This is a genomic window from Pseudoduganella sp. R-32 (genome assembly GCF_049913245.1).
Taxonomy (GTDB): Bacteria; Pseudomonadota; Gammaproteobacteria; order Burkholderiales; family Burkholderiaceae_D; genus Rugamonas.
Window position 1 is genome coordinate 2,069,619 of sequence record NZ_CP183987.1, and the last position, 26,937, is coordinate 2,096,555.

General features: G+C 61.3%; 2 protein-coding genes. Both read left to right on the forward strand.

The features are described from left to right. Positions 1-76 precede the first annotated feature (76 nt). Complete coding sequence (locus ACN9MU_RS09525) at positions 77-26,545, forward strand: Ig-like domain repeat protein (protein WP_426344478.1); 26,469 nt, start codon at positions 77-79, stop codon at positions 26,543-26,545. Continuing rightward, positions 26,542-26,805 carry a hypothetical protein gene (locus ACN9MU_RS09530; protein WP_426344479.1) on the forward strand — a complete coding sequence of 88 codons (264 nt, stop codon included), beginning with the start codon at positions 26,542-26,544 and terminating at the stop codon, positions 26,803-26,805. Before ACN9MU_RS09525 ends, ACN9MU_RS09530 begins: the two co-directional genes overlap by 4 nt. Positions 26,806-26,937: the final 132 nt, after the last annotated feature.

Here is a 26,937-nt window from a genome sequence, read left to right on the forward strand (position 1 = left end):
AAATCCATGGATATATTGCTTGAGGACATGCGAAATGCTGCCTCAGTAATTGTAAATTTATTAAGATAAGGTAGCCATGGTAGCGGTTGTTAGCGGTAACGGTCTGGGTCTGAATCTGGTGTCGGCATCGACCCTGGGTGGCGGGGTTTTAGGAAATGCCAAGTTGGGCGGGAGCGGCGAAAGGGCCTATGTCAATAGCGCCACCGGCAACCTGGTCTTGCAGGACCGTGACGACCTGATCGCCGGCCATGGCTTCGACATCGCCACCGTGCGCACCTATAACAGCCAGGGGGCACTGGATGCCGCCAACGGCAACTGGCATATCGGCTTCTACCGCAGCATCGTCAACTTTACTGGCACGCTGAATCAGAATGGCAGCACCGTCACTCGCGTCGACAGCGATGGTTCTTCTGCCGTCTACAACTGGGACTATACCCGGTCAGCGTACGTGACCGCCGCAGGCGAAGGCAATTTCGATATCCTGACATTTGCCGGCTCCCCAGACCGCTGGACCTGGACCGACGGCAGCACCGGCGTCACCGAGACCTACGACTGGTTCAATGGCCGTGGCAGGCTGGCTGTGCAAGCCGACCGCAGCGGCAACCAGATTACTTACAGCTACGTTGGCGACCAGCTCAGCGAAGTAGCGAACCAGGACGGCGAGAAGACCGTGCTGGACTACACCAACGGCAAGCTGGCCAGCGTACATTCGGTCGACAAGGCCGGCCTGCCGCATACCCGCGTGCGCTACGCCTATGACGACCATGGCCGCCTGGCCAGCGTCACCGTCGACCTGACCCCGGACGACAACAGTATTGCCGACGGCAAGGTCTACATCACCAATTACTCCTACGATGGCGACAGCCAGCGCATCGCCAGCATTGCGCAGACCGATGGAACGCTGTTGCGTTTCGATTACACCGAATTCAAAGGCGCGTGGCGCGTGAGCAAGCTGCGCCAGATGATCGACGGCGCAGAGCGCGTCACCTCCTATGACTACTCGGACCTGATGAACGCCGTGCCGGCCACGGCGGATGTGGATGGCAGCAAGCTGTCCACCATTGGCGACATCACCAGCAACAACTCCGTCCCGCTCGATACGACCAAGGTCACCACCTCCGAGCCGCAGGCCAATAATGCCGCCGCAGGCGTGGATCGAAGCAAGCTGGTGACTGGGGAAACGAAGGTAGTTGACCTAACCGCGAGCCTTATTGGCGGCAGGTTGTCTACCACCGAATCCCAGGCTGGGACGCGATCTGCAACCATCGACTCCAGCAAGACCTCGAACACCGAGCCGCAAGACACCGACCACACGGTAGCGGTGAATGGCAGCTATCTGTCGACCACCGAGGCGCCGGTCAAGGATCAGAGTGTCAATCTCGACAGCAGCAAGCTCGCCGGCGTCGACGAGCCGCCGTACTATCAGGTCCAGCAGCTCGATACCTGGCCGGCTATTACGCAATACCTGTACGGCACCACGGAACAGGATGCCATTGAAACCCTGCGCAACGCCCTCGGCTATCCAGTCCTGCTGCCAGGCGCCAAGCTGACGATGCTGCCATCGACGCTGGTATATGGCCTCAGCAAAACAGTAGCCCCTTACTTCCTGATCCGCGGCGGCGATACCTGGAACACCATTGCCAATACCCTGTATGGTTCCTACGCGAACGATTTGGCGGCTGCGCTGAAGGATGCACTGGGCAACCCACCTTTGACAGCAGGCACCAAGCTGACCAACCTGCCGGCAACGATCACCTACACCACCCACACGGTGACGGTCCCGACCTACTACCGCATCCAGGAGGGCGACACCTGGGACAGCATCGCGCTAACCCTGTACCGCAGTAGCGACCCGATGCTGGTTGCCGCCTTGAAAAGCGCACTGAATAATCCGCCGTTGATTGCGGGGGGCAAACTGGTCGGCCTGCCGTACTCGTTGGACTACACCAGCGACCGCGTGCCACCTTATTACCGCATCAAAGCTGGCGATACCTGGGCCAGCGTAGCCAGTTACCTGTACGACTCGAGCGCGGCAGCATCCGCGCTGCAGGCCGCCGTGGCGCCGCAAGAACTGGTGGAGGGGGGCAAGCTGACCGGCTTGCCGAGTCCTTTGCGCTATCAAGTGACCCAGGTGGTGCCGGATTACTACGTAGTCCAGCCGGGTGATACCTGGGACAGCCTCATCTTGAAACTGTATGGCACCAGCGAAGCGAGCGCTGTGCAGGAACTGAAAAACCGCATAGGCGGCAACCTGACCACGGGCCAACGGGTGACCCCGCCGGCATCGCTGGCCTACCAAGCCACAACCCAGGTTGCGGTGCCACCGTACTACACGGTGAAAGCCGGGGATACCTGGCAGGGCATCACCTTGGCCTTGTACGCCACCGACCATCCGGCCGCACAGGCGGCTTTGAAGGCGGCGCTCGGCAACCCGGCGCTGACGACGGGCGCCAGGCTGCGCAACGTGCCGGCGCCGCTGCAGTATCAGACCACCGCTTCCAATGTGCAGGTGCCGCCGTATTACCTGGTAAAAGAGGGCGACAACTGGGAATCGATTACCCAGGCGCTGTATCACACCAACCAGGCCAGTGCCATCGCCGCTCTGCGCGAAGCGCTGGGCGATCCGGCGCTGCATGCAGGCGACCACCTGGCCAACCTGCCGGCCAAGTTGGGCTTTGCCCTGGCTTCGCCGCTCGGCATCCAGACCCGCGTCACGGATGCGCTGGGCAACCTCACCACGTTGACCAGCGATGCATGGGGCCGCCTGATCAAGATGCAGGCGCCTGCATTGGCCAATGGCACCAGTCCTTCTGTCGCGTACAGCTATGACGCGGCAGGAAACCTACTGACCCAGGTCGACGGCGTGGGCGCCGTGACCCGCTACGAATACGACGGCGCAGGCAACCAGACTAAAGTCACCGACGCCCTGGGTAATATCACCGAGCGTACCTACAGCAATGGCTTGTTGACCAGCGAATCCATCAGCTTCAACCAGTATGTGTCAACCCCGGGGTACCGCAAACCGCAGACCGCACGCATGGTGTACGACGCGGCACGCCGCTTGCGCTTTGCCATCGACCGCGAAGGCGGCGTCACCGAGTACCGCTACGATGCCAAAGGCCAGCGCATCAGCAGCATCATCTATACCGGCGATGCCTATGCCGCAACCGTATATGGCGAAAACGACCTGGCGAACTGGGTCGCCGGCCGCGACAAGTCGCGCACGACACGCACCGACACCGCCTACGATTTCCGTGGCCAGGTCAGCCAGATCACCAAGTGGAATGCGATCGACGCCAGTGGCAACGGCGTTGCCGACGGCAAGCAGTCGGTCACCAATTTCGTCTACAGCCAGGCCGGCCAACTGCTGCAGACCATCGCGCCGGATAGCGGCACCACCAGCCTGACCTATGATGGCCTGGGCCGCGTACTCAATCGCATCGACGATTCGGGCGCCGTTACCAGCACTGTTTACGACGATGCTGGCCACAAGTCCGTCCTGCGCATGGCTAATGGCCTGGTCACCACCTCGACTTTCAATGAAGCCGGCCTGCTGGTTTCGCTGCTGCAAAGCGACGGCAGCCAGGCCCTGGGCGAGAGCAAGTACTTCTACGATGCCGATGGCCGCCTGCGCGTGACGCAGGGCGCCGACGGAGCCAAGAGCGCCGTATTGTATGACGCGGCGGGCCGCAAGGCAGGGGAGGTGAGCGCCACCGGCGCACTGACCGAATACATCTATGATGCCAACAACCGCCTGGTGCATACGATCCGCTACGCGGCGGCGGTGCAGCCGGAGTTGCTGGTAGCGGCAGGCACCGACCTTGGCCTGGCCGACAACCGTGCCGCGCTGGAGCGCGTGCTGGGCTGGACGGTCGACGCGCTGCGCCCGCAAGCCGGCGCGCAAGACGTGAAATCCTGGAACCTCTATGATGCTCTCGGACGCCTGAACTGGCAGGTCGACGGCATGGGCTACGCCACTCAGACGCTGTACGATGGCGCATCGAATGCCTACGCAGTGAACCGCCTGTCGACGCCGATCGATACTTCGCAACTGGGCGATGGACTGGGGGTGACGCTCAGACTGGGCGGCAACACCACTTCGCTACAACTGGCCGAGATGCGCGGCACGGGCAATACCCGTACTTTCACCGCAATCGTCACCGGCCAGATCCCGGTCGGTACTGCCGGCGCGCCAAGTGGCACCGTTACCTTCTTTGCCGGTTCGACCGTGCTGGGCAGCGCTATCGTGCGCGGTGGCGTGGCCAGCTTTACCGGCACCATTCCGGCCGGCCACAGCGACATCAGCGCAGTGTATTCCGGCGACGGCGGCAACTTTGGCAGCACTTCCAATACCATCGGCGCCGATGCGGCGCCGCTGCCTGCCACTTCCATCACGCTGACTGCCGACAGCGCGAGCGTGCGTTTCGGTTCGCCGCTGCAATTGACTGCCACCGTGGCGGGCGCGGCGCCGGGCGGCGTGGTCGCATTCTATAGCGGCGAAGTGGCGCTGGGCTTCGGCGTCCTGGTTAATGGCGTAGCGCGCCTGAGCGCCACCAATGTGCCGGTTGGGCAGGACAAGCTGACCGCTGTCTACCTGGGCGATGCAGCCAATGCTGGCAGCACGTCGGCCGTAGTGGAGGAGACGGTGGAAAAAGCGCAGCCTGTCATCGTGCTGTCGACTTCCCGCGACCAGACCGAGTCCGGTGCGCGGATTACGTTGACAGCGCTAGTGGATGGCCCCAACCCGCAAGGCACGGTGACCTTCTATGACCAGGCGAATGCCGTCATCGGCACCGCCAACCTGATACGCGGCCGTGCCGAACTGGTGGTAACCAACCTGCCGGCAGGGACCGAGAAGCTGGTGGCGGTCTACAACGGCGACGGCAACAACGCCAGTGTGGCCTCGGCAGCCATCGATGAACGAGTCGCGCGCGCCACCAGCCACACCAGCCTGTACGTGGCGCGCAACGATACGGTATTCGGCAACGTCACCACCTTGTTTGCCCGCGTGACCGGCTTCAATCCGGCCGGCATCGTGTCCTTCTTCGACGCTAACCGCAACCTGCTGGGCACCAGCAAGGTGATCAACGGCGAAGCGCGCTTGAGTGTCGTCAACAGCAACGCCGCCCTGGCCGACTTCACGGCCAGCTACGCCGGCGACGCAGCCAACACGATCAGCACCTCCGACCAGGTGAATCATGTTCGTACCGGCACGGGTTTTACCCACAGCGAACCCAATCCGACCTCAAACTCGACTGTGACGGCGGGTGACGATTTTCATTTCGGCTTTTCGACGGATGGCCCGCGCCCATCTGGCGGCGCCAGCCTGTATGACATGCGTGGCAACCTGCTGGGCAGGGTTGACGGCGAGCTCATTGCAGGCATGGGACTCTACCGCTTCTATATCAAGAACATCGCGCTGCCGGCTGGTGACCATGTCCTGACCATGGTGCAGGATGGCGATGTCAATATCGCCCCGGCCGTCGCCACCGGCGTCCTGCATGTGCGCCGAGGTTCCCTCCAGCTCAAGGCAACCACTTTCGACAACAGCAACGTTGAGGTGGGGCAGACCAAGACTGTGACCGCCACGCTGGACAATTCTGGCAAGCGTCCGATTGGTGGCACGGTCACCTTCACCGACCTCACTACCAACGTGGTAATCGGCTCGGCGCAGGTTGTCAATGGCGTGGCCGCCCTGGCCGTCGAGGCGCAATGGAATGGCGGCAGCCATGTGATCCGCGCAGATTATTCGGGCGACGACTACAACAACGCAGTCGCCATGAACAGCGAGTCTTTGTCGGTGGTGGTGACCGCAGATCCTGCGCCGCCGCTCAAACCGGCAATGACCCTGGCCAGCAATGTCGGCACGGTGATCCAGGGGGGCAATGTGACCCTGACCGCATCACTGTCCGGTCAGAACAACGTCGGCACGCCGCTGGTCGCCGTGCTTTACAGTGGCACGCGCTGGCTGAATAGCCAATCGTTCGCCAACGGTTCGAATACGGTGTCGTGGACCATGCCGCTGGACCAGGTCGGCACGATGCCGCTGCGCGTGGTGTACTACCACAATGACTACAACAGCCTGTCTGGCCAGTACAAGCTGGTGGAGCAGAATGTTTCGAATGAGATCAGCGTCCAGGTCACGCCGAATGCAGCGTACGTGCCAACGGTTAACACCAAGCCGGCGCCGCCGCTTGCCATCAGCATCGATACCAAGAGCGCGGCTGCTGTCGGTGGCGCCTCGATCATTGATGAGCTGATCTTCAAAGCCACCTTCGGCGATGGCTTTACTTCTCGCCAGGGCGAGGTGGTGTCCTTCTTCAATGGCGACAAGCTGATCGGAGTGGCGCAGGCCCAAAACAACGGCGGTACCGCCATCCTGAAAGTTGGCCACCTGCCGCCGGGCGACTATAAACTCACCGCCAGGTTCGCCGGCGACGGCAATGCACGACCGGTTGAATCGCCGGTCATGAATTTCACCGTGGCGCGCGCCGTGACCAGCACTTCGCTGATCGTGGCGCAAGCCGTGAACAGGCCGAAGAATGCCGTCACCCTGCTGGCGAAAGTGGCGGGCCCGCTGACGACTGGCGGCCGCATGAAGTTCTTCAACGGCAGCCAGCTGATTGCCGAAGTGGACGTGAAAGCAGGGCTGGCCAAGCTCGAAACCGTGCTGCCCGACGGTGTGGCAGACCTGCGTGCGGAATATGCAGGCGATGCCGCCAGCCAGGGCAGCGTTTCCAGTTCCGTCAGCCGTGAAGTTACCGGCGGTCCCGCGCAGGTGAGCCTGAGTGCCTCCACCCTGACTAGCGAAGTCGGCGCGCCTGTCATGCTGACAGCGCGCGTGACCGGGAACCAGCCCGGCGGTGCGGTATCGTTCTTTGCAGGTAATAAACTGCTGGGCAGTGCCTACCTGGTTGGCGGCGTCGCAACCCTGAGCGTTGACCAGCTGTCGCTGGGCGAACAGCAATTGGTCGCCGTGTACGGTGGCGATGGCAATAATGCCAGCGCCGCTTCCGGCACGGTGACCGAAACCGTGGTGCGCAGCAGCAAGCCGCTGGTGCTGACGGCTTCCCGTACGAATGCCAACGCGGGCACGCTACTGGCGTTGCGCGCTGCATTCGGCGATGCCAGCGTGACCGGCAAGGTCAATTTCATGAACGGCAACACGTTGCTGGGCAGCGCCGATATCGTCAACGGCGAAGCGGTGCTGGAAGGCGTGCGCGTGCCGGCAGGCAGCAACGCCTTGCGCGCTGTTTATGCTGGCGACGACCTGCATGTTGCCGTCAACTCGGATGTCGTGAAGGAAGAAGCGGCCGCCGTGCCTACCCTGGTGCATTTCACCACCAACGGCCGCGTGCCGTATGGCTCGCCGATCGTGCTGACTGCGCGGGTCGACGGCGATCATCCAACCGGCAAGGTGGTGTTCCACAGTGGCCACTATGGTGACCCGCCATATGGTGAGGCCGAGATTGTTGACGGCGTCGCTACCTTGGTGGTGACCCGGCCGATCAACGTCCAGAACCGTCCAATGGTAACCGCGTATTACCTTGGCGATGCCTACAACGCTTCGAGTGTATCGTGGTCTAATGTATCGGATGTAATTCCGGCGTCGCCGGTGGTGACCATGGCCGCCTCACCGGTATCGGTGCGCCTGGACGAACCGGTAGTGATCACGGCGTCCATGCCGCGCATCGGCGCCATGTACCCTGAAGGAACCGTTTCCTTCTACGATGGCAACACTCTGTTGGCCACGGTGAATACCTCGGCTGCCAGCGGCGTGGTGCAGGTTACCTTGCGTAACCTCGGCGCGGGCAGTCACAACGTCACTGCGAAGTTCACCAAGACACATGCCAACTTCGCCGACTCGCTCATGAGTGCACCGGTTGCGGTGCAAGTGCAGGCAGTGGCGACCACGACGATGACCATGGCTGCCGGTTCCGCCACCGCTGTTGGCGCGAACCAACCGTTCACAGCCAGCGTTACCATCGCCGGCGGGACCTCGCCGTCGGGGCTGGTGACCTTCTCGGTACGCGACAACAAATCGGTACCGGCCACGGTGCGCGTGGTAGGCACCGCTGCCGTGGTGAACGGTGTTGCCAGCCTGACGCTGGCAGCATCGGCATTCTCGACGCCGTCTGGCCAGGCGGCGATCATCGCCAGTTATGCAGGCGATGCGAACAACAAGCCTGCCGTCAATTCGGTTGGCACCGTCTTGGTCACCAACCCCGTTGCCGTGCAACCCGCGGGCGCAGGCGCGGCCACCACGGTGTCGCTGGGCAGTTCCAATCAATCCGCTCCGCACGGTAGCTTGACCGAGCTGGTGGCGCAACTGGGCGCGGTAGACGGAGCCCCGGCTACCGGCACCGTGACGTTCTTCAATGGTACCGACCTGCTGGGCAGCGTCACGCTGGTCGACGGCGTAGCGCGCTTCAAGACCAATGCGCTGCCAGTGGCCACCAACAAGCTGACCGCTGTTTATTCCGGCGATGCGAACTACGCCCAAAGTGTCTCCAACCTCGTGACCCAGACCACGGTGGTTGCCAGCGATAACGCCGAGGTGGAAGTGACGCGCTCGAGCGATAGCGTGAGCACCAGCAGCGGCAAGATATCGTTCAAGGCGAGACTGGTGGGACCGCACCAGAACGGCACGATGGAGATCTATCTTGATGGCAGGCTCGACAGCACGCAGACGATGGTCGACGGCGTCATGCGAAGCTACGAATCGGGCTGGACCTGGGACTATTCCAAATTTGTTGGCGTGGGGCCGCATACGGTCCGCCTCGTGTTCAAGGCCGCTGGCGGTACGGCCACGACGACGACGGATGTCAAGGTCAATGTTGTGCCGAACCTGCCAACGCCAGGGATCACGCTCACACCTTCCGTTCCGGACCCTGTGTTCGGGTCCGAGCTGACCCAGACCATCCGTGTCACGGGCAACAATCCGACCGGCACGGTCTACCTCTGGAATTGGAGCACTTCGAGCTTTGGCGATGTCCCCGTATTAGCGGCAATGGAGTTGGTCAACGGGGTGGCGACGTTTACCACTCGTAATACCGCCGTCAACAACGTGAATGAATGGCAAGTAGCGTACTCCGGCGATGCCAACAACGCCGCTACCTTTATCGGCAGCCGCGGAGCTGTCGCCAAGATCAACTCGTCTGTCACGTCGCTCCAGAGCGAGACGGCAGCGACCGCAAATGGCACGGAACAGCGCCTGACTGCCCTGGTAACGGGCGACCACCCATCCGGTACCGTCACCTTTTACGACCAGTACGGCAACGTCCTCGGCATGGTCGATGTCAAGGAGTCCGAAGCGCGCGGGCAGGGCATTGCGACGCTGACCCTGGCCAATGTGCAGCCGGGCCGCAGCTGTGTCCGCGCCAGCTATTCCGGCGACGCCGCCAACAAGACCAGCGTGGCCAGCCTGACCGATGACCTGCCGGAACCGACTACCCTGACGATCAGCAGTTCGGACCCATTGCCAAGGCAGGGCATGCCGCTCACCCTGAGCGTGCGCGTCGATGGCACGCAGCCGGGTGGTATCGTCCAATTCTACGATGGCACCAACAATCCGATCGGGCGCGCCGAGCTTGTTAATGGCGTTGCCACGCTCACGTTGGACAAACTGCCTGCCGGCCAGAACACCTTCACTGCCCAATACCTGGGGGACCTGAAGAATGCGCTCAGCGTTGGCAGCTTCGTGCAAAACGTAGCGCAGGCGCAGACCCACATCTCGCTCATCACGCCGCACCAAAACTGGCAGCAGGGACAGCCACTGGTACTGACCGCCAAGGTGGAACGCACGGGCGCCGGATTCGCTTCCGGCACTGTCACCTTCTATAACGGCGCCGAGATCATCGGCACCTCGGATGTGTACAACGGCCTGGCTGCCATCACTGTGACCACGCTGCCGGTCGGAGTCAACGCCCTGAGCGTGCGATTCTCCGGCGACAACAATAACCAGGGTTGCGCTTCCGAGCCGATTGCGCAGGCAATCGAACTGGCGCCGCAACCAAGCTCGCTGAGCTTCTCCAGCAGCGTCACCGGGTCGGCGCCGCAAGGCACCAGCATTACGCTGACAGCCAAGGTCAATGGCTCCGCTGGCGTCACCGCGGGCGGCATGGTGACGTTTATGCAGGGCAGCGATGTGCTGGGTACTGCCGCAGTGGTGGATGGGGTGGCCAAGTTCACCTTCGTTGCCAGCAAGGTCGCTTCCGGCGCGCTGGGCGCCGTCTATTCCGGCGATGCGGCCAATGCCGGCAGCGCCATGATGAACAACGCCAGCTACAACCTGCAGGTAACGCTGAAGGCGGGCGCCGTCCTGCCGCCGGCATCCACGGCCACGCCGACCAGTGTCGTGCTGTCGGTGTCCAACACTGCGCCGCTGTATGGCGAAGCGCTTGTCCTGAGCCTGCGCGTGTCGGTGCGCGACGCCGCCAAGCCCGCTACAGGCATGGTGATGTTCTATGACGGCGCCAACGTGGTTGGCTGCGCGATGGTCAAGGACGGCATTGCCACGTTCACCTCGACGACCTTCAGTGGTTCCGACCATTACTTCAAGGCGGCATACTCGGGCGATGACTACAACGCGCCTGTGGTTTCCGGGCAAACGAGCGTGCATGTCAAATACGCCAAGGTCACCCCGACACTGATCCTGTCGAGCGATCACACGAATGCGGGCGAGTTGGTACGCGTGGTGGCGCAGATCAAGGACCAGCCGGGCATTCTCGAACGCCCAAACCTGGGCAATTACGCAGGCGCGGTACACTTCTACCGCGGCAGCACTTACCTCGGTGTTCGCCAGGTCCAGAATGGGCTGGCTTATCTCGACTTCAATAGCGGTATTGCCATAGGTGAACCGATCAGAGCGGAATACGAAGCGAACTGGGTTTGGCGTGCCGACAGCGTTTCGGCGCTAACGCCGCTGGCGACCGACACGTTGCCGACGATCCCACGCATGCGTTATTCGTCCTCGTCGTCGTCGGCCTACGGCACTGCGGTGTCGTTCTCTGCCGAGCTGGTCGATCAATCAGGGGCGACGCGCTCAAACGCCGGCGGTACTTTCACCTTCTACAACGGCAATCAACTGATTGGCAGCGTCAAGGCAGACAACTATTCCCGGGGTACGGTCCTGCTGGAGAACTTGCCGATCGGCGCCAACCAGTTGCGCGTAGTCTATTCCGGCAACGGCAGCGAACAGCCCGTCAGCAGCCTGGTCGTCATTCAGAACGTGACCAAGCCGGAGCCTGATATCCGTCACACGGGACAGGTTGCGCCAGACGGTACCGGAACATATACCGTTACCATCGGGAATGGAAAACAGCCGCTTCCGACGGGTACTGTTACTGTGTTCTCGCGCGAAGGGCGCCAGCGGCTCGGCTCCGCAATTGTCGTTGATGGCAAGGCCCTGGTCACCATCCCAGCGGGCCGCTGGCCCGGCGACGCCAAGTCCCACGGCTCCTACTATTACGACGTCGCTTATTCGGGTGACGAGAACTATGCTGCGCGCACCAGCGGCAATGCCACATATACGCCAGGCCAGTACGGCTCGGCGTCCTTGACCAGTGTTCCAGGTGCAGAACCGGGCACGGTGGTCCTGGCGGCCAAAGTCACCGGCACGAATCCGGGCGGCTATGTGAGCTTCAAAGACCAGTATGGCAATTTCCTGGGCAGTGCGGCACTTAGCAATTCGCTTGCGCGCATCACGGTCAGGAACCTTCTCGGTGATCTGGCGGGGGTGAAGGCCTATTACTCCGGCGACGAAACTAACGGTGCGCTCACGATCAGCTACTCGCCGAACGCCGACGCGACCAGGCAGCCAACCGTCACCACGGTGTCGACTGCGCCGGCAGTAGTGCAGCAGGGCGGCAAGGCGACCCTGAGCGCGCGTGTCAGCGGTGGCAACGGCAACCCTACCGGCACAGTCAATTTCTACGACGGCACGATCCTGCTGGGCGTGGGAACGCTGGTCAACGGTGTGGCGACTATCAGCACTGGCGCACTCGTGGCTGGCCTGAACCAGGTCACCGCCGTGTACTCGGGCGATGCGGCCAACGCGACCAGCATGTCCGGCTCCATCGACCAGACGCTGATGGCGGCCCCGGTTTCCGTCATCCTGAACAAGGTAACGGCGCCGGTGGTGCAGGGCGCTTCGCTGACGCTGACTGCGGCGGTCACCGGCAATGTACCGTCCGGCAAAGTGACCTTCATCAGCGGTAACACCGTGCTTGGTGTCGCAGACGTGAATGCAGGTGTGGCCACACTGTGGTTGCCGCGCGTCGACCTGCCGGCCGGCGAGAATACGATCATTGCCAGCTATTCCGGCGACACGGAAAACCAGGCGAAGCTGTCGTCTTCCTTCACGCTGACGGTTACGCCAGGACTGAAGACCGTTTCGCTGGGCCAGGACACTACCGACCGCAAGGTCCAGCAGTATTTCAACAAGAATGGCCAGGTGCGCGCCACGATCAACGCCGAAGGCTTCATGACCGAGTACCGTTATGACGCGGCCGGGCGCCTGGTGGAGACCATTGCTTACGTCAATGCCCCGCCACCCAAGGCCGTGGACCTGGCTACGTACGATGCGGACCTGTTCAGCATGGCGCCGATCCCGGCCGCCAATGCAGCGGACATCCACAGCTTCGTCTATTACAACAAGAAGGGCCAGAAAGCTGGCGAGGTCAATGGCGAAGGCTACCTGACCGAATACGCGTACGACACCAGCGGCAGGCTGGAAACTACCCGCCGCTACGCCAACAAGGCGCTCGGCACGCCAAGCGCCGCCTCGGCGCTGGATGCACTGCGTCCGGCCGCCAGCGGCGAAGACCAGGTCACGACCAGCAAATGGAACAAGCTGGGCCAGCTGGCCAGCCTGACCAATGCCGACGGCACGATCTCCACGTTTACCTACGACAGCGTTCGTGCGCTGATCGGCACCACGGTGGCGAAGGGCAGCAGCGACGAGCGCACGGTATTGAAGCGCTACGACCTGCAAGGCCACGTCGTGGCCGAACTGCCCGGCACCGGCGTCGCGCTGCTGCGCGGCGACATGGACACCGCGGCGGTGGATGCGGTATGGGCGGCGCACGCCACCACCTACACCTACGACGCCTCGGGCCACCGCACCAGCATGAAGGATGCGCTGGGCAACCGCAGCCTGTTCTTCTACGACGATGCGGGACACCTGCGCTTTGCCATCAACGCCGCCGGCAACGTGACCGAATCCGAGTACGACACCCTGGGCCGCCTCAGCGTGACCACGGCTTACGCCACCAGTGTGCCTGCCGACGTACTGGCGGGCCTGCAGGGCGGTGTGCTCTCCGCTGCCGCAACTGCGCTAGCGGCACTGGCCACGGCGAAATCCGCTGCCTCGGCGCAGAACAGCGTGACCCGCTTTGCCTACAACACCGACAATGAACTGGTGCAGACCACCAGCGCCGCCGGTGGCGTGAACAAGGCTGTCTACAACGCCTTTGGCGAAGTGGTGGCTTCGACGGAGGGCATCGACAACGCCGGCAACGGCGTAACCACGCTACACAACTACGACCGCCGTGGCCTGGAGACCGGCACCAATACCCTGCGTGAAAAGGTCTACCACGCCACCAGCGCGCAATACGACGCCTTCGGCCGCCTGGTACGTTCGGTCGATGCCAACGGCAACGTCTCGCAGCTGGGTTACGATAAGCTGGGCCAGGTGGTCACCACCACCGACCCGCTGAACGGCAAGCGCTTCGCCAGCTACGACGCCTTCGGCCGCGTGCTGACCCAGACCGATGCCCTGTCGCGTGTCACCACCCACAGCTACAACACTGCAGAACGCAGCAGCACTGTGACCACGCCGGAAGGCGTGACCGTGACCACCACGCAGACCCGCTCCGGCCAGGCGCACAGCGTCAAGGATGGCAACGGCAACGTCACCATCTACAGCTACGACCAGGACGGCAAGCTGCTGGCGGTCGACAGTGCGCTGGCAGACAGCAGCTCGGAGTACGATGCGGCCGGCCAACTGGTCAAGAGCCGCGACGCCAACGGCAACGAGGTGACTTACACCTACGACAGTGCGCACCGCCTGTTGACCCGTACGGTCGATGTGGCCGGAATCAAGATGGTCACGCGCTACGGTTACGATGGCAAAGGCCAGCGCGTCAGCGTGACCGATGCCAACGGCACCGTCACCCGCATGGAGTACGACCTGACGGGCCAGGTGATGACCCAGGTGGTCGATCCGGATGGACTGAACCTGACCACCTGCTACACCCACGACGTGCGCGGCAACACGCTGACGGTGACCAGTGCGGGCGGCACCACCATGCAGTATGTGTACGATGACCTGGGCCGCCGCATCAAGACCATCGCCGATCCGAACGGCCTGGCGCTGACCCAGACCTTCAGCTACGACAACAACGGCAACGTCACCGGCAGCCGCGATGCGCTGGGCAACCTGACGCGCTATGCCTACGATGCCAACGACCGCCTGGTCTACACCATCGATCCACTCGGCTATGTCAGCAAGAACGACTACGACGCTGAAGGACGTATTACATCCGTCACCCGTACCGTCAAGCCGCTCAACCTGGCCAATGCAGCCGCACGCCTGTCTGTTGCGGAAGTAAAAACCATGGTCGGCGCGGTAACCCCGCAAGACCAGGTGACCTATAACGTCTACAACAAGGACGGCCAGGTCGCCTACCAGATCGACGCCATGGGCGGCGTGACCCGCTTCAGCTACGACAGCAACGGTAATGTAGTTGCGCGCCGCACGTACATCACCCGCATCGACATGACGAAATGGACGGTGGGGAGCGAACCTGCTGTCGTCGCTAACGACCAGCGCGACGGCCTGCTGCGCACTGTGTACGATGCGCTGAACCGTCCGGTGTTCACGGTGGACGGCAACGGCGGCGCGGTCGAAATGAAGTACGACAGCGTTGGCAATGTACTGGAGCGCATCGCCTATGCCAACAAGGTTCCGGTCACGACCGGTGCAACGATTGCCGCCATGCGCGCGGCACTGGAGTCCGTGGCCGACGCTGGCCGCGATGTCCATGTGCGCAATGTGTACGACAGCGCCAACCGCCTGCAATGGTCGGTCGACAGCCTGGGCCAGGTGACCGGCTTCGGCTACGACATCGATGGTAACCTCGCCAAGCAAGTGCTGTACGCGCAGCGCATTGCTGCCGGTGCCAATCCATCCGGCGTCGTGGCAGGCGAGGGGGACCGCGTTACCCTGAGCAGCTATGACAGCGCCAACCGCGTGGTCCTGCAGGTCGACGAACACGGCATGGTGACCGCGCTGGAATACGACGCCAACTCGAACGTCGTCAAGTCCACTGCATATGCGAAACCGCTGGCTCGCCCGACGGCAGCCAGTGCCGCGCCGACAACCGCTCCAGGAGCGGATGCAGCGCACGACCACGTGGTACGCAAGGTCTACGACATCCTGAATCGCGAGATCTACAGCATCGACAGCATCGGTGCCGTGACCGAGACCCGCTACGACGGCAACGGCCATGCAATCGAGAAGGTTGCCTATGCCAGCCCGATTCCATTGGCAACTCCCGCCAACGCAGCGGCAGTGGCCGCGGCGCTGGCCTGTGTGGCCGACGCCAGCCGCGACGTACGCCTGCGCTACGCCTACGACCTCGATGGCCGCCTGCAATGGAGCGCCGATGCGACCGGCGCAGTGACCGGCTACGCCTATAACAACCTGGGCGAAGTGGTGCGCCGTACCGTGTACTCGGCGCGCTTTGCCCCTGCATTGGGTGCGGACTTCGCGGCCGGCATCAATGCTGCCGCGGTGGCAGGCGCCAATGCGGCGCTGGACGACGGCGCCGTGCGCGTGTACGACAAGAACGGCAGCCTGACCTGGGAAATGGACGCCACCGGCGGCGTGACCCAGTACCGTTACGACGGCAAGGGCAACCAGGTCGAGAAGATCATCTACGCCACCCGCCTGGACCCAGGCAAGTATGTGGCAGGCAGCGACATCGTCGCTCCGGCAGCGAATGCGCAGGACGTGCACCAGTACCAGGTGTTCGATGCGGCCAACCAGCTGTCATGGAGCATCGACGGCATGGGCGGGGCGACCAACTTCACCTATGACGGTGAAGGCAACGTCGTGTCGCGCGTTACCTACGCAACCCCGATCGATATTGCGAAGTGGACGGCTGGCACCGCACCTGCGGTCGTCAGCGACCCTGCGCGCGACAACGTCACGCGCACCGTGTACGACGCCGCGCGCCGTGCGCTGTACACGATCGACGGCATGGGCCAGGTTACCGGCGTGAAGTACGACGGCAATGGCAACGTGGTCGAAAGCCGCGTTTATGCTACACGCATCGCTGTCGCAACTGCTGCCACTTTGGCGGCAGTGCAGGGCGCCCTGGTCGTCGACGACCTGAACGACCTGCGCACGCAGAAGGTCTTCGACGGCGACAACCGCCTAGTCATGGAGTCGGATTCCAAAGGGCTGGTCACGGCTAACAGCCATGACAGCTTCGGCAATGTCGTCAAGACGATCAGCTACACGACGCCGCTGGCAGTAGGCGCGGACATCCATTCCGTGCAGCCTGCAGCGAACGACCGCGTCGCCCTGGTGAACTACGACGCCGATTCCCGCATCGTGTCCACGGTCGACCCGACCGGCCAGGTCACGAAGTTCGAGTACGACGCCAACGGCAACAAGGTCAAGACCACTGTTTATGGAAACCGCGTAACACGGCCTGCTGCCAACAGCACGCCGGCACTGGCCGACACCGTACTGGCGGAAGCGAGCAAGGACCTGGTCGCGCAAAGCGTCTTCGATGCAGCGGGCAACGAGATCTTCAGCATCGACCACACCGGCTTGCTGACCGCCCGCCAGTTCGACTCCCACGGCAACGTGATCGAGTCGGTCACCTACCGCAAACCGGTCGACAGCAGCATCAAGGCCAGCAAGCAAACCTTGTCGGCACTGGCAGCCGCCAATGCCGATGCGGCAAACAACCTGCGCACCCGCTACGTGTACGACAACAGCGGCCGCGAGATCTGGAGCGTCGACCAGGCCGGTACGGCGATCAAGCACGTCTATAACGGCGCAGGCCTGGTCAGCGAGACCAACACCTATACCAGGGTTAGTCCGTCTATCGAGATCACGGCGAATGCGTTGCAGGCAGCGCTCACCAATCCGGCCACCCGCTACACCTGGACCTACGATGCAGCAGGCCGCGTGGCATCGACCACTTGCGCCTTCGATCGTCCGTTCGATTCCGACTTCACCGGCTCCGCCAACGTTACCCGCTACGCCTATGACGGAATCGGTAACGAAACCGGCCGCAAGGTCAGCAACGTCTACGACGGCGCCACCCACAACAGCATCCTGCACACCGTCTACGATGCGCAGAACCGTGCTCTCTACACGCTCGATATCTCAGGCAACGTGGTCGCCTTCAAGCACGACCTGCGCGGCAACGTGATCGAGAAGACCGCGTTCGCAACGCGTGTGTCGACCACCGCGTTGTTCACGTCGCGCGTGATTGACGACTACTTCGGCTTCCTGGGAGATGCGGCGGCAGGTACCGCCAACATCGCCTTCGACGGCGCCACCTCGGCTGCCAATATTGGCAGTGCCGTGGCCGCAGTGGCAGACGCCGGCCGCGACGTGGTGACCCGCCGCGTGTACCACCAGTCCGGCCGCCTGCTGTGGGATGTCAGCAGCGCAGGCCTGGTAACCGGCTTCACCTACGACGTCGAAGGGCACGTCCTGAAGCAGGTGCAGTACGCAACCGTACTGGCTAACAACGCCGCGCCGCAATCGGTGGCCACCAGCCCGATCGACCAGGTACAACTGTTCGCCTACGACAGCGAAGGCCGCCAGGTACTGCACGTCGATCAGCAAGGCTTTGTCACGAGCAAGGCTTACGATGCCGATGGCAACGTCACCGAGACCGTTCGCTATGCCAACCGCACCGCACGTCCAGGCGCTGCAAGCATCGCGCCGCAAGCCGGCACGCTGCCGGTGGCAGCCGATGCGCTGCGCGATGACTGGAGCCGCAGCGTCTACGACGCGGCGGGCCGCCAGGTGTTCAGCTTGAACAGCAAGGGCGAACTGTCCCAGTGGAAGTACGAGGGCAACGTTGTCAAGCAAACGATCTTTGCCAAGACCATTGATCCGGCGACACCGGCCGCGATGGCTGCACTGTCGGCAGCGTCAGTCGCGATTGCCGATGATGCAAACGATGGCCACCTGAGCCAGGTCTTCGGCGCCAACGGGCGCGTGATCGCCGATACCAATGCCTACGGCGGTACCACCAGGTATCGCTACGGCTCCGACGGCCGACTGCTCGAAACGCTTGTGCCGGACGGTGAACCGTCGCTTCAGGGCTATGACCTGAATGGCCAGGTCGTATTCAGCCGGGATTCGAGCAACCGCGAGAAGATGTTCTTCTACGATGCGTCGCACAACCTGGTGCGTACGCAGTCGACCGGCCGCCTGCCGGATGCGGACTGGAGGCTGGACGCGCGCAACTCGACCGATATCGTCAAAGGCATGGTCTACGATGCCGCTGGCCGCGTGATTTGGACCAGCGTCGGCTTCCCGTCGCCATACGAAGCGAGTGCCGCTCGTTACGACGCCCACGGCAATGTGATCGAAAGCGTTGTCTACGCCGATACCCAGGGCCTGTACGAGGCGTCGCCGCTGCCGGTCAATGGCCTGCCGTACAACGAGATGCGCCCGATTGTCGACCTGTCACGCGCTGCCGCCGGCCGCCTGGCGGCGGGCGGCAAGGCCGGCTTCGACCTGCGCACGCACAATGTGTACAACGACAAGAACCAGTTGGTGTACAGCGAGCAGGGCGGCATCGTCACCGGCTACACCTACGACGACCTGGGCAACGTAGTCCGGAAGGTGCAGTCGGCGACCAAGATCGTGCCGGGTTCCGAACCGTCCAGCGTACCGGTGAGCGCGGAAGACCGCATCACCCTGATGGCCTACGACGCCGATCACCACCTGACCTTGCAGGTCAACCCGGACGGCGCCGTCACCTACCAGCGTTTCGATACCTACGGTAACAAGGTGGAGCACGCCGAGTACATGACGCCCGTGGGGGACGTTGCAGCACTGGCTGCGGCGTGGGGCGATACGGCCGTACGTGCGCAACTGCCGGTTGCGCCGTCTACGGGCGACCGTATCAGCCACTACGCCTACGACAGCCAGGACCGTCTGGTGTACAGCGTTGACATGACGGGCGCGGTCAAGCGTACCGAGTACGATGCGCACGGTAATGTGAGCGCCGAGATCCTGTTCGAGGATCATGTCGTGACACGTGCTGGCGCAGGCTTCGCCGACTACAGCCTGGGCGGGCTGGAAGCGTTGTTCAAGGTGGCGGCTTCGCGCGACCATACGTCGAGCTACACCTATGACGCCATGGGCCAGATGCGCAGCGCCACCGACAGCATGGGCGCTACCGATTACACCACCTATGGCGCCAACGGCCGCAGGAACACCTTTACAGACAAGGAAGGCAATGTCTGGGAGTACAAGTATGACGGCGAAGGCCGCCTGTGGATGGAGGTTGGCCCTGCGGTGCCGGCACAGGGTGGAGGCACCTACCGTTCGGTGACCGAGTATGTATACGACGGCAACGGCAATATGGTCGAGCGCAAGATTTCCGGCGCCAATGGCGCTGGAAACCTCGACAGCAACTCGGTCCGTTATGTGTACGACTACGCTGGCCGCGCCAGCGGCACGGAGACTCCGGAATCCCTGAACTGGAACGGAACCGCCTGGGTTTCGACGCCGGTGCAAAAAGGGCCGCGCTACAACGCGCTTGGCCAGGTCCACAGCACCTCGACCGAAATGGGCGGCGGCGTCCGCAGGTTCTATGACGAATCGGGCCTGCTGAAGTACGAGCTTGATTCCTATGGCGGCGTCACTGCTTACAAGCGCAACGTCTTCGGCGACGAGTTGGAGATGACGCGCTATGCGACAGTCGTACCGAAAGAATTGCTGGCGAACTTCACCGCCATGGACACGCCCGCGCTCGACCAGATTGTGGCAGGGCTCGGGAATGAGTACGATCGCACCATTAAGAACACGGTGGATCGCATGGGCCGCGTGCTGGAGTCGCAGGCGCCGCAGGCACTGGTGTACGACCCGTCGGCTCCGGCTGGCCAGCAGCACCATGAAGCCGGCATCAAGACCATTCGCCACTATGACACCTTCGGCAGTTTGCTGACCACGGCGACAATCGATCCATACAGCGGCGCACAGACCGTGGAGGCAAGCTGGTACGACGTGGACGGCAAGCTCAAGGCAACCGTCAGCAATGCTGGCTTCATGACCAGCTACCAGTATGACGCCTTTGGCAACAAGGTATCGGTGACCGAATCGGCCATCGCAATCCCTGGTTGGAAGGGAGACTACCAGCCGATGCCGGTAGCGCCGCAAGACGCACGCGATCGCATCACAGCGTATGAGTACGACGAAGCGCAGCGCATCACCAAGGAGACCCTGAACGACCGCGCCCACCTGGCCATCGCCAACAGCGGTTATGTGAAGACCAGCCAGTACGACAAGAAGGGCAACGTCGTCGTCGCCAACTCGTGGGGCCCAGGCCAGACCGGCTCGAATTCGCCAACCATCATGACGTACGATGGCATGGGGCACGTCATCACCGTGCTGGACGGCATGCGCCCGAATGGCGAAGGCTTGGCGCTGACGGTCAACTACTACGGCCCTGCAGGGCACGTTGTGGAAACCGTGCAGTACGAAAAAGGTGTGCTGGTGGATGGCAAGCCGGTCCCGGCGGACCCGAACTCGCCGGCGACCCGCCGCACCCGCATCGACAACGATTATGCGGGACGTCCGGTACGCATCCTTGACGCAGCAGGACTTACGCACGAGGTGCTGTACGACGCAGGCGGCAACAAGGCTCGCGAACAAGCCACTGGCGCCATCAATAACGGCAATGTCCCTTCGAACTGGACATACGACCTGCTGGGTCGCCTGATGTCCGATTCCGACCAGGGCGTCACCCTGAAGTACAACTCCTTCGGCGAGTTGATCTACAAGAAGCAGGGCGAGCAGGAATTCAGCTACGAATATGACCGTGCCGGCCATATGTGGCGCAGCGACGAATCGGGCCACGTGCAGGTCTTTATGTACGACCTGCTTGGCCAGCGCACGGGGATGCTGGAGAGCGGCGGTATTTCCAACGGCAATTACGACCTGTCGGCCGCCAAATCTGCCGACGCATTGAAAGATGTGAGTAATGTCCGGCGAACGGACTACTACTACGACAGCGAGGGGCGCTGCATCCGCGAGGTGCAGCCAACCCGCCAGGGTCAGCGTCCGGAGTCGATGAAGGTGTACGATCACTGGGGCAACCTGCTGCAGGAAACGCAGCCGGTGGTTGCTGGCAACCCAGCGCCGACGGTCACCTACACCTACGACCTGAAGAACCGCAAGCTGACCGAGAACCACACCAAGGCGGACGGCACTGCTGGCGGCCGTGTTCGTGAGTTCAGCTACGTGTTCGGTGAGCGTGGCGTTGCCGTCATCCGCCAGATCAACGACCGTGAGAATGCGGCCGTCGCCGGTCCACAAGACAACGATAGCCTGCGTGCGCGCTATCGCGAGACGGTCGAAACCTACAACCTCGCAGGCCAACTGCTGTCGAGCATCGTCAACGGCACCAAGGCGGAAGAACATACGTACGACGTATTTGGTCAACTGCGCAGCGACATCATCGGCGGCCGGGTGGTCTGCAACTACGACTACAACGGCATTGGCCAGCTGGTCAAGGAGACCCACCCGATGGTGGATAACTGGCGTTTTGACCTGGCTTCGCACAGCACGGTCAACGATGGCCAGCGCGCCATGAGCAAGACCTATGCGTATGACAATCGCGGCAACCTGGCAAGCATCACCGCCGGGACTGGCGTGGTCACCAGGTACACTCACGACGAGCAGGGCAACCTGACTTCGTCGACGGATGCTCTGAACAACACCAGCTACACGACCTGGGACAAGAACGGACATAAGAAAACGACGAAGGACGCGCTCAATTACACCGTCACCAACGAGTACGACAAGCTGGGCCACCTCAAGAAGGTGACCGGCGCCGATGGATCCGTCACGATCAACGAGTATGACAATGCAGGCCTGCTGGTGCGCAGCACCCAGGCAAGCAAGGGTCAGACCGTTGAGTACACTTACGATGATGCCGGCCAGGTCGCCACCATCCACGAACTGGTTACGGGCATGGGCGCAGCGGCGAACACCAACCGCTGGGCCTATTATGCATACGACGCCGTAGGCAACCGCATCTCCGAAGTCCAGGAGCAAAACGGCCAGACCTTCCAGCGCAATGTGCTGGGCTACGACGCCGAACACCGTCTGATTAGCGTGGACGCTGCCGATCTCGGTACTGGTGCGCAGTTCATCCGCATGGAGTTCGACGGCTTTGGCAACCGCAGCCGCTTCAACTCCTGGTCCAGCAGTGCCGGCGCGGGTCGTAACCAGGATGGCTACTTCTTCTACGATGCGTTGAACCGTGTAGTGCGCGCTGACGCTACAAATGCCTCCGGCGCGGTCGACGAGTCGACGACCGATTATGTCTATGACATTGACGGCAACCTGGGCAGGAAGATCCAGGGCGGCAGCGTAACGCAGACGTTCACCTACGATGCGATGAACCGACTGGTTGCCAGCGTGATAGGTGGGCAGCAGTACAACACCCGCTACGATTCCGCAGGCCGTGTGGTGGAAGAATGGACCAAGGTCGAGGATCTGCCTGACGTCCAGGCTGACGCCGCACCGGTAGCACCGGTCGAACCGACGAAGCCGGTCGATCCGGGTCCAAATGCACCACAGGCGGACAAGGACCGATACCAGGCGCTGCTCACGCAATACAACATCGACTACACCGCCTACCAGCAAGCGTTGGCCGACTATGCAGAGCAGCAGGCCGAATATGGCGATCAGCTGTCCTTCCTGGCGCGACTGGTGAGGAGCAAGGCGAAGACCGGCTACGAACGGCATGCCATGTCGTACGATGTCGCCGGCCGCAACCTGGTGACGGAAAGCTACAACGACGACGGCAGCGTCAAGTCCCGCCAGACCAACGACAAGTTCGACGCTGCAGGCAACGTCTTGAAGAGCACCTCCTTCTCGACCGTTGGCGATGACATGAGCCAGTTCTACACCAGCACTTACGGCGCGGGTGCAACCGGTTCCGTCTTGCTGTGGTCGGAAGGCTATATGCGCGGCGAAAGCGGCAAACTTGCCGGCCGTACTGGCGCCAGTGCCAGGAGCGTCATGGTGTACAACGCCGACGGCAGGATGATTGCTGTGAACTTCGAAGAACCAGCCAGCGGCGAATGGCCGAAGTCCGGACCGAAGTCGAAGTTCTTCGTGTTCGACGCCCAGGGCAACATCCTGAAGTCGACCGAAGTCGACAAGAACGCGCCGATTCAGGAGCAATACCAGGTCATTGCCAACGGCCAGTTGCAGATGCGTTACAGCACCAACTCCGGCAGCTTCGGCGACATGTCGGACGAGCAGAAGAACAACTTCTGGCGTGCTTACAACCTCAACGCCAGCCAGAACCCGTTGATCGACGATCCTGTGGCTGGCGGCAGCACGCCGGGCAACGGCGGCAATGTGGTGGTAGCCAACGACGGCGACACCTTGCAGACGATCGCCCAGCGCATCTACGGCGATGCTTCGCTGTGGTACAAGCTGGCAGAGGCCAACAAGCTCGAACCGGGCCAGGCGCTGCACGGCGGCCAGGCGCTGATTGCGCCGGCTTACATGAATGGCGTTTCGCTGGAGCAGGCCTATAACAACGGCAAGCTGGTCGGCAGCACCTTACCGAACCTGCCTTCGCCGCCCCCGCCCAAGTCGAAGTTCGGCTTCATCGCCAAGATTATTTCCATCATCGTATTTGTGGTGGTGTGTGTGATTACAGGCGGCAGCGGCGTCGGCATCGCCTTGGCAGCGATGTCGTCCGTGCTGGCTGAACAGCATGCGACCAATATACTGAACGGAAACTTCGATTTCAAACGCGCCGTGAAGCGCACGCTCAACCCGTTCTCCGGCAACCTGCACGACTTCACGCGGTCGTTGTACGACCCGATGGGCAATGGCGACCATGAATACATGAACTACAAGGCCGTGGCCAAGGCGGGCGCCATGGCTCTTGTGACAGCGGGCGTTGGCAGTTATGTGACGGGCATGGTTGGCGGCGCCGTTACGCAAGGCGCAACAGCCATGGGCGTATCCAGCAGCATGGCCACGGCGATCGGCACCCAGGTCGGCATATTCGCCACTTCGACGTTGACTACCGCATTGACCAGCGAGCACTTTAGCTGGAAGGCCGTGGCTGCATCATACATCGCGAAGAATGCTGGGAACGTTGTCGGAAGAGCGCTTGGCGAATACATCGGCGAATCCGGAACGGTCTTGGGTGGGTCCTGGGGAAAATACGCCCAGCTCGCGGTTAATTCGGCCGCGCAGAATATTTCCTACCAGGTGATCAAGAACGATCACGTGGATTGGAAGGCTGTTGGCGTGAGCACCTTGGCATCGCTTGGCAATGCACTGATCAAGAACAACGTTGGCGTTTTCGGCGGCAAGGGTTCGTTCGGCGACTATGCTGCACACGGAGTGCTCGGTGGCTATTTGTCAGAACGTCGTGGCGGTAACTTCATCGACGGGCTGGTGGAGGGTGCTGGTGACCAGATTAAGGAAGATGCCGCTAACAATCCTGGCGAGATTTTTGAGAACCTCTTTGGCTCTGCGCCAAAAAAAGGGCAAGAACCGGTGCTGGGTAAAACATTTGCAGAAGATGTTGCGGCACGTAAGCAACGAGGCATGTTCGGCGTTGACACCACACCCGACGGTATCAATGGCGCGTCCGCAGCGGCAATTTCTGGCGACGGAAATGCTGAGTCAGAGGCGCTCAAACGGTTCATGAGTTCTTACGCCAAACAACAGCTGCGAGATGATGAAAGGCATCAGGCTCGACTGGATCAGATCATCGAGCAAAAGCTCGCGGCGGCCTCATTCGAACAAAATGCTGGCCTAACGGTTATCGAGCAAAACGCGGTGTCGCTACAGAGAGTTCCGGAGCAACGGTTCGCTAAAAATGGTGAATTGGTGAAATTTGATGGTACTGGCACGGTTCCTATCGGGCAGGTAACGACTTCTGACTTCAAGTTGCAGGGCGAAGAGAGGCTTGTAGGAGGCTCGAATGCGGCCACCTACGCAGCATTCGATGGAGCCGGTAACCTGTTTACAAACGCTTCTGACACGGGAGGAAAATACCAATTCTATGGTCGAACTGAAGGTGCAAAGGCTACGATCCAAGACGTTCTTGATAACACAACAGATCCGCAGCAGCGCCTTGAGCTACTGAAATATCGATTCGAGCGTTGGAACGTGGGGGCAGGGGAGTATGCTTCCTTGGGACTCGAGCTCAATCCTGGCGATCCCCGCTTCACCGAGATGCAACAGCGCGCAAATGGCATGCGTGATGCAGTAGGCGCCTTCTCTCTGACGACGGTCGGCGGCGTCGCGGGGCTGATGACTGGTGGATTGGCCTTTAGCGCAGTACGTACCTTCGGCGCACCTTTGGCTACGAGTGCATGGGGAGCTATTGGCGTCACTGGTGCAGCAGGTGTTTCGGCAGGCGTTGTCGGTGATCTGACGTCCCAGGCTCTCGAAAACGTCGCCTATTTTGCCTCAGGTAAGACTATTGGCCACTTCGGCATAAATAAGACTGAGTTGGCGCTATCTGCAGCGTTCGGCCTTGCGCCTATACTGCCGTCTGTGGTCAGGCAAGGCGCTTCAGAACTTCGAGCTGCAGGCCTGCCCGATTGGAAATTCGGATTTACCAAACCAACCAGCGTTCGGTCGGTGCTAGAAACTGTACAGTTAGAAAGAATCGGCGCGGACGGATTGTTGGCATCGACGAGCAATCCTACCATTGCGTTCGCTGAAATGCGTAGTTCTGGTGTTGGGGAAGCAATAGAGCAGGTTGCAATGAAGGACTGGCGAGCAAGTCGACCTGTAACGACCACCGCGAAATTGTTGGAATCAGGTGAGCTGCCGGGGCATTACGGGTTTACGCTGGATCAGCGTACCATTACTACCAAAGACCTGTGGTCGCTAAACGTTAAACATGAAGGTATGGAGTTTGTCTTGACTCGAGAGACAGTGGACGGAGATAGAGTCTGGAGACTTTACTCTGGTCTTCCGGATAAAGTGAGGTTCCCAGTGTTTGACGACACGCAAGTGTTTGGGCACGTACATCCGTTGGGTGAAATTGAGAAGCTTCCTTCGTTTGCAGATATAAACAATATGAATGAGCTTTGGCGACGAAAGTTAGCCGTAGACCCAACGACGCCACCTCTTAAGTCACGAATAGTCTGGGGCCCGGAAAAGGAAAATGTAACCATTTTTACAACGACAGGCGAGGATGTTCTATCGGATAATTTTAAAGATAAAAGACTAATCCGATTGGGCATGGATCCACAGAAAGTTAAAAGGAATAAACAATGACTGAGAGAGTTTTTACAAACGAGGAAATTGTAAGGGAGTTAACAATGGATGGCCTTCGGATCGAAGACTATGTTGTCATTCGGCCTGAAGACGGCTTAGGTACTCTTTATTCGATTGAACTTAATACGATGTTTGCTCATTTGTTACGACCGGATGCGTTATATGTTCAAGCGATCAGATTCATTAAGGAAAATCTTCCGGAAAATGTTTATCCAGATGTTGCAACCTTGAAAGAAAACTATCCAAATCTGATGACTTAATTTGCTGTGCTGCCCCGTCCAGATGTCCAGAAAGGTGTGGGTATCAATTGAAGCAGCGATTTTTGAAAGAAAATTGCTGCTTTAGTGGCCCCGCAACGGTGTGCACCGGGCATTTTCTAGCGAATAGTTCGA

Coding starts and splice junctions, on each gene's coding strand:
- ACN9MU_RS09525 (WP_426344478.1), top strand. CDS start 77: ATGGTAGCGGTTGTTAGCGGTAACGGTCTGGGTCTGAATCTGGTGTCG.
- ACN9MU_RS09530 (WP_426344479.1), top strand. CDS start 26,542: ATGACTGAGAGAGTTTTTACAAACGAGGAAATTGTAAGGGAGTTAACA.